The sequence below is a fragment of the Liquorilactobacillus capillatus DSM 19910 genome (assembly GCF_001434915.1).
GTDB classification, from domain to species: domain Bacteria; phylum Bacillota; class Bacilli; order Lactobacillales; family Lactobacillaceae; genus Liquorilactobacillus; species Liquorilactobacillus capillatus.
Window position 1 is genome coordinate 1 of sequence record NZ_AZEF01000005.1, and the last position, 3916, is coordinate 3916.

Here is a 3916-nt window from a genome sequence, read left to right on the forward strand (position 1 = left end):
TGAGCTGGTTATTTTTTTGCACTAAAAAACTGCTACTCGATTGAGTAACAGCCACTGCCCCACGCAAGTTATTTTTTGGCTTACCTTTTGGCTAACTTTTTTTGATTATTAATGACATTATATGCAACGCAAATCTGTTTTAAAGTACAAAAAAACCAGCAATCACGGCATTTCTGATACCTAATGATTACTGGTAGTAAACCTCTGATGGGTGGCCAGGGGAAACGTAACCGTTTCACATGAAACACCGCTATATCAGTGAATATAAGGCTTTGAGAGGATAATATTACATTTATAGTTCTCTTTTTGATTCTCTTTTTATCCCTCAAGGTAATTTTCAAGTTGTTCTGCTGCATTTCTACTTTGTTTGGCAGTGATGTGGCTGTATACTGATAACGTAACTTCAGGACTTGCATGACCAACTCTTAATTGAACAGCAGTTACAGGAACACCAGCAGATAATAAGGCAGATATATGGGAATGTCTGAAACCATGAATAGTAATTTCAGGTTTTAGATTATTATTCCTTATTATTTTTTTTAGCCTTTTTGCTGGTGTGTTAAGTGAGTGATAGCCATTTTTAGTATTTGCAAATACAAGCTGATGTGGCTTTTTTGTATTGAAACCTAAAATAAGATATAGCCTCATTTGCTCCATTTTCCAGCGTTTAAGCCAGTAAGTTGTTCTATTATCTATGGGAACAGTACGGCGGCTATTTCGTGTCTTAGGAGCTTGTACAATCTGTTTACCACCTTTGCCCTGAGTGAGTGTTTTATTAATACGGATAGTCTGTTTGTTCAGGTCAATATCAGACCATTCAAGAGCCAATAATTCACCGCGACGACAACCTACATAAGCTAATACTCTAAACATAGTGTAAATATCTAAATTAATGTTTGGATCAATGCAGCTAAAAAATCTATTAAGTTGTTCCTTAGACCAGAAGTTAGGTAATTTATCACCAGCAACATCATGTTTCTTGGGTAAAACAATATTTTTAGCAGGATTTTTATTCATATATTCTTGTTTAATAGCATAATCAAAAACAGCAACAGTATAATTATACCAACGCTTATAGTTGGCAATGGTATTAGCATACCAATCATTAACTGCATCTTGAATTTCATGAGTCGTTATCGTTGCTATTCTTTTTTGGCCAAAATAGGGGATAATGTGATTTTTGAACATTCCCTCAGTTCTATTCCAAGTACTTTCACGAACAGTATTTACATAATTTGCATACCACTCTATATATACCTCATTGAAAGTAATATTGTTTTGCTTTCTTACAGTGCCTTGACTAACTTGTACTTCAAACTTTGCACAAGCTAGTGAGGCGCTTTTTTTATTTTCAAACCCACGTTTTACAACATATTTTTTCTTTCCAGTTTGTTCATCAATTCCAATATATACACGATATAACCATTTAATTCCTTTTTTAGTTGAATATCTTTGAATTGAAGCCATTATAATTTCCTCCATAACGCACAGCTGGCGGCAAGCGTGTTATGTATTATTTTTTTGGCTTATATTTAGCTTTTCCGTATTTAAAAAGCTCTTTTTTGTAAAAAAGCATAATATCTTTAATTATTGAAGCCATATCTTCATCAGTGATTGAGTCATAGTAGGCTTGGTATTCAAACTTATTTCCCTTTTCCATGTTCTGAACGAGACTCTTATGAATTAAGTCAACGACTAACCTACTAGAAATAGCACTCGAATATATTTCATGACTGTCTGCCTTCTCAGGAACATCGAAACCGATTAAGTATGCTGGAGAAGTATGTAAGACTTCAGATAATACGTTTGTCTCACTGTTATTTGGTAAATCATAAGCATTTTCCCACTCGTTTATTACATAAGAATTTATTTTCTTTAAAGGCAAATTGTTTTTAGCAATAAGCATATTATACTGTTCTGCCAATTCTTCTTTGCTTAACTTAGCTTTTTCTCTGGAAGTCTTTATTCTTCCAGTTAAACTGATATTTAGGTCCGCACTTCCTTGAATAAAATTTGTTGAAACATTAAAAAAATCTGCTAATTCATTCCAGATTTCCGCTTTAGGTTCAGAAATTCCATTTTCCCATCTTGAAATAGTTGCATAAGAAATTTGTTTAAACTTTTTTAAAGGGTTTATATTGTTTTTTAGAAAATCGTTAAAGGCAGCTGCAAATTCTTTTTGAGTCATTCCATTTTGTACTCTAAGCTCTTTAAGTCTATTTTTCATAAAGCATAGCCTCCTTTCTACATATGAGTATAAATTAATTTGCAGAATTTGCAAATTTGTTTATAAAAACACTTGAATTTACATTTATTGTAAATTACAATACACATATAAGCTAATTTGCAAATAATGTAAATTAGAAATAAGGAGGTGAAAACAATGCAAGCGAACTTTAACCTAGAGCTACCAAAGGAATTTGAGAAGCAACTTCAGCAATCGGTTATTAATGTTGTAACTAATACTATTGATTCACTTAGTGGTGATTCAAAGTATCCAGAATATATGGACAAGTCACAATGTAGTACTTATCTAAATATTAGTCGTAGCACTTTTGATAAATGGCTTAGAACGGAAAACATTCCATTTGTACTTATCAACGGATCGTACAGGTTCAAAAGAAGTGAAATTGATAAATTCATGTTAGCAAAACAAAAATAAAAAATAGCACAGCTGGCGGCAGTGTTAAACATGAATTTAAGTTAGGAGTTGGTTTTATGTTAGAAAAGATCCACGAGTATTTGGCAGTACCAGAGGGAGTACAGGGATTTTGGTTTGATGTGTTCTTAGGATATATGTTCATTATGACTGTTGCTGGTGTAATTGTGGCAATTATTTAGAAAAGGAGAAGTGAGTATGGAATTTACAGAAGAAGAAAGCAGAAAAGATCAAGAACTTACAAGATTATTGGAAGATGTAAAGGAAGATGTAACTGCTGTTTATAATTACAGTACCGTAACAATTAATGGTAAGTATGTTCCAAATTCTAAACTGGCAGTGATGGCTGCAAAGAATTTGTTACGTGTATCAGAGTTACTAGAATTTTTTGATAATTTAGAGGACTAATAAAAAATGAGGGTAAATACAAAAAAGTCCGCTTATAACTTTGGCGAGTTAAGCGGAAGAAACACAGATATGAAATGTATTTATACCTCTTAGTTTATCACAGTTAGTGAAAAAGCGGAGGGAATAACATGATTAAAATTAATAAAAAAGAAGTTTCAGAAGAATATTTGGTACAAAAAGCATCGACTTTAACGGGCCTGCAACAAGAATTGAAAGTTGCAGTAGATTATTTAAGTGTTATTAACTATTTGGCTGTGAATAAAGATTCTTTTGCAACTTCATATTTTATCGAAAATGGTTCATTAAATAATCTTATCGATTCTTTAGAAAATTTGGACAAGGCTCTCGAGCAGCTTTCTTGTGACCTTTGTCCAGATATGTAGGAGGTACTTTGATGATTGATTTGCAATGTGAAGTACCCGCATTTCATTTATTAGATAGAGGATTTCAAGTATTTCCACTTAGTCAGAATAGCAAAGTACCATTAAAGGATACCCACGGGTATTTATCAGCAACAAGCGAACATGAACAATTATTTGATTGGATAGTTGGCGAACCAAAGATGAACTTAGGTTTGAGACTAGATACTAGTAATTTACTAGTCGTTGATGTTGATCTACATGGCGATAACAATGGACGTGACAGCCTTGTAAAGCTATCTAAGCAAGGAATGAACATGCCTAGTGATACTTATATAGAGGCAAGTCCAAACGGTGGTTTACATTACTTTTTTAAGCATCAAAGTAAAGCAACCAGGAAAGTAAATGTGTTGCCTGGAATTGATATTCTAACCGATTTTGTTATTGTGTCGCCAAGTGAAATAAATGGTAAGCAGTATAAGCCAGTTGA

7 protein-coding genes are annotated in these 3916 nt (G+C 33.0%); 5 read left to right on the forward strand and 2 right to left on the reverse strand.

Features of this window, described 5'->3' with window-relative positions:
• Positions 1–318: 318 nt before the first annotated feature.
• Both FC81_RS00645 and FC81_RS00650 read right to left on the reverse strand, forming a co-directional pair.
• Positions 319–1467, reverse strand: a complete 1149-nt coding sequence (locus tag FC81_RS00645) for a site-specific integrase (protein ID WP_057741940.1) — start codon at positions 1465–1467, stop codon at positions 319–321.
• A gap of 46 nt (positions 1468–1513) precedes the next feature.
• On the reverse strand, positions 1514–2227 hold the full coding sequence (locus tag FC81_RS00650) for a helix-turn-helix transcriptional regulator (protein ID WP_057741943.1): 714 nt from the start codon (positions 2225–2227) through the stop codon (positions 1514–1516).
• Positions 2228–2383: 156 nt separating this feature from the next.
• Between FC81_RS00650 and FC81_RS00655 the strand changes: the two genes are divergently transcribed.
• The 5 genes from FC81_RS00655 to FC81_RS00670 form a co-directional block, all read left to right on the forward strand.
• Entirely contained in the window at positions 2384–2662 is a 279-nt protein-coding gene (locus tag FC81_RS00655; protein WP_057741946.1) for a helix-turn-helix domain-containing protein, read from the forward strand.
• Positions 2663–2718: 56 nt separating this feature from the next.
• On the forward strand, positions 2719–2841 hold the full coding sequence (locus FC81_RS11205) for a hypothetical protein (RefSeq protein WP_268871899.1): 123 nt from the start codon (positions 2719–2721) through the stop codon (positions 2839–2841).
• Positions 2842–2857: 16 nt separating this feature from the next.
• Entirely contained in the window at positions 2858–3067 is a 210-nt protein-coding gene (locus FC81_RS00660) for a hypothetical protein (RefSeq protein ID WP_057741948.1), read from the forward strand.
• A 128-nt stretch (positions 3068–3195) separates the two neighbouring features.
• On the forward strand, positions 3196–3450 hold the full coding sequence (locus FC81_RS00665) for a hypothetical protein (protein WP_057741951.1): 255 nt from the start codon (positions 3196–3198) through the stop codon (positions 3448–3450).
• A gap of 11 nt (positions 3451–3461) precedes the next feature.
• A partial coding sequence (locus FC81_RS00670) for a bifunctional DNA primase/polymerase (RefSeq protein WP_162254803.1) occupies positions 3462–3916 on the forward strand: 455 nt, incomplete at its 3' end.

Coding starts and splice junctions, on each gene's coding strand:
- FC81_RS00645 (WP_057741940.1), bottom strand. CDS start 1,467: ATGGCTTCAATTCAAAGATATTCAACTAAAAAAGGAATTAAATGGTTA.
- FC81_RS11205 (WP_268871899.1), top strand. CDS start 2,719: ATGTTAGAAAAGATCCACGAGTATTTGGCAGTACCAGAGGGAGTACAG.
- FC81_RS00655 (WP_057741946.1), top strand. CDS start 2,384: ATGCAAGCGAACTTTAACCTAGAGCTACCAAAGGAATTTGAGAAGCAA.
- FC81_RS00660 (WP_057741948.1), top strand. CDS start 2,858: ATGGAATTTACAGAAGAAGAAAGCAGAAAAGATCAAGAACTTACAAGA.
- FC81_RS00665 (WP_057741951.1), top strand. CDS start 3,196: ATGATTAAAATTAATAAAAAAGAAGTTTCAGAAGAATATTTGGTACAA.
- FC81_RS00650 (WP_057741943.1), bottom strand. CDS start 2,227: ATGAAAAATAGACTTAAAGAGCTTAGAGTACAAAATGGAATGACTCAA.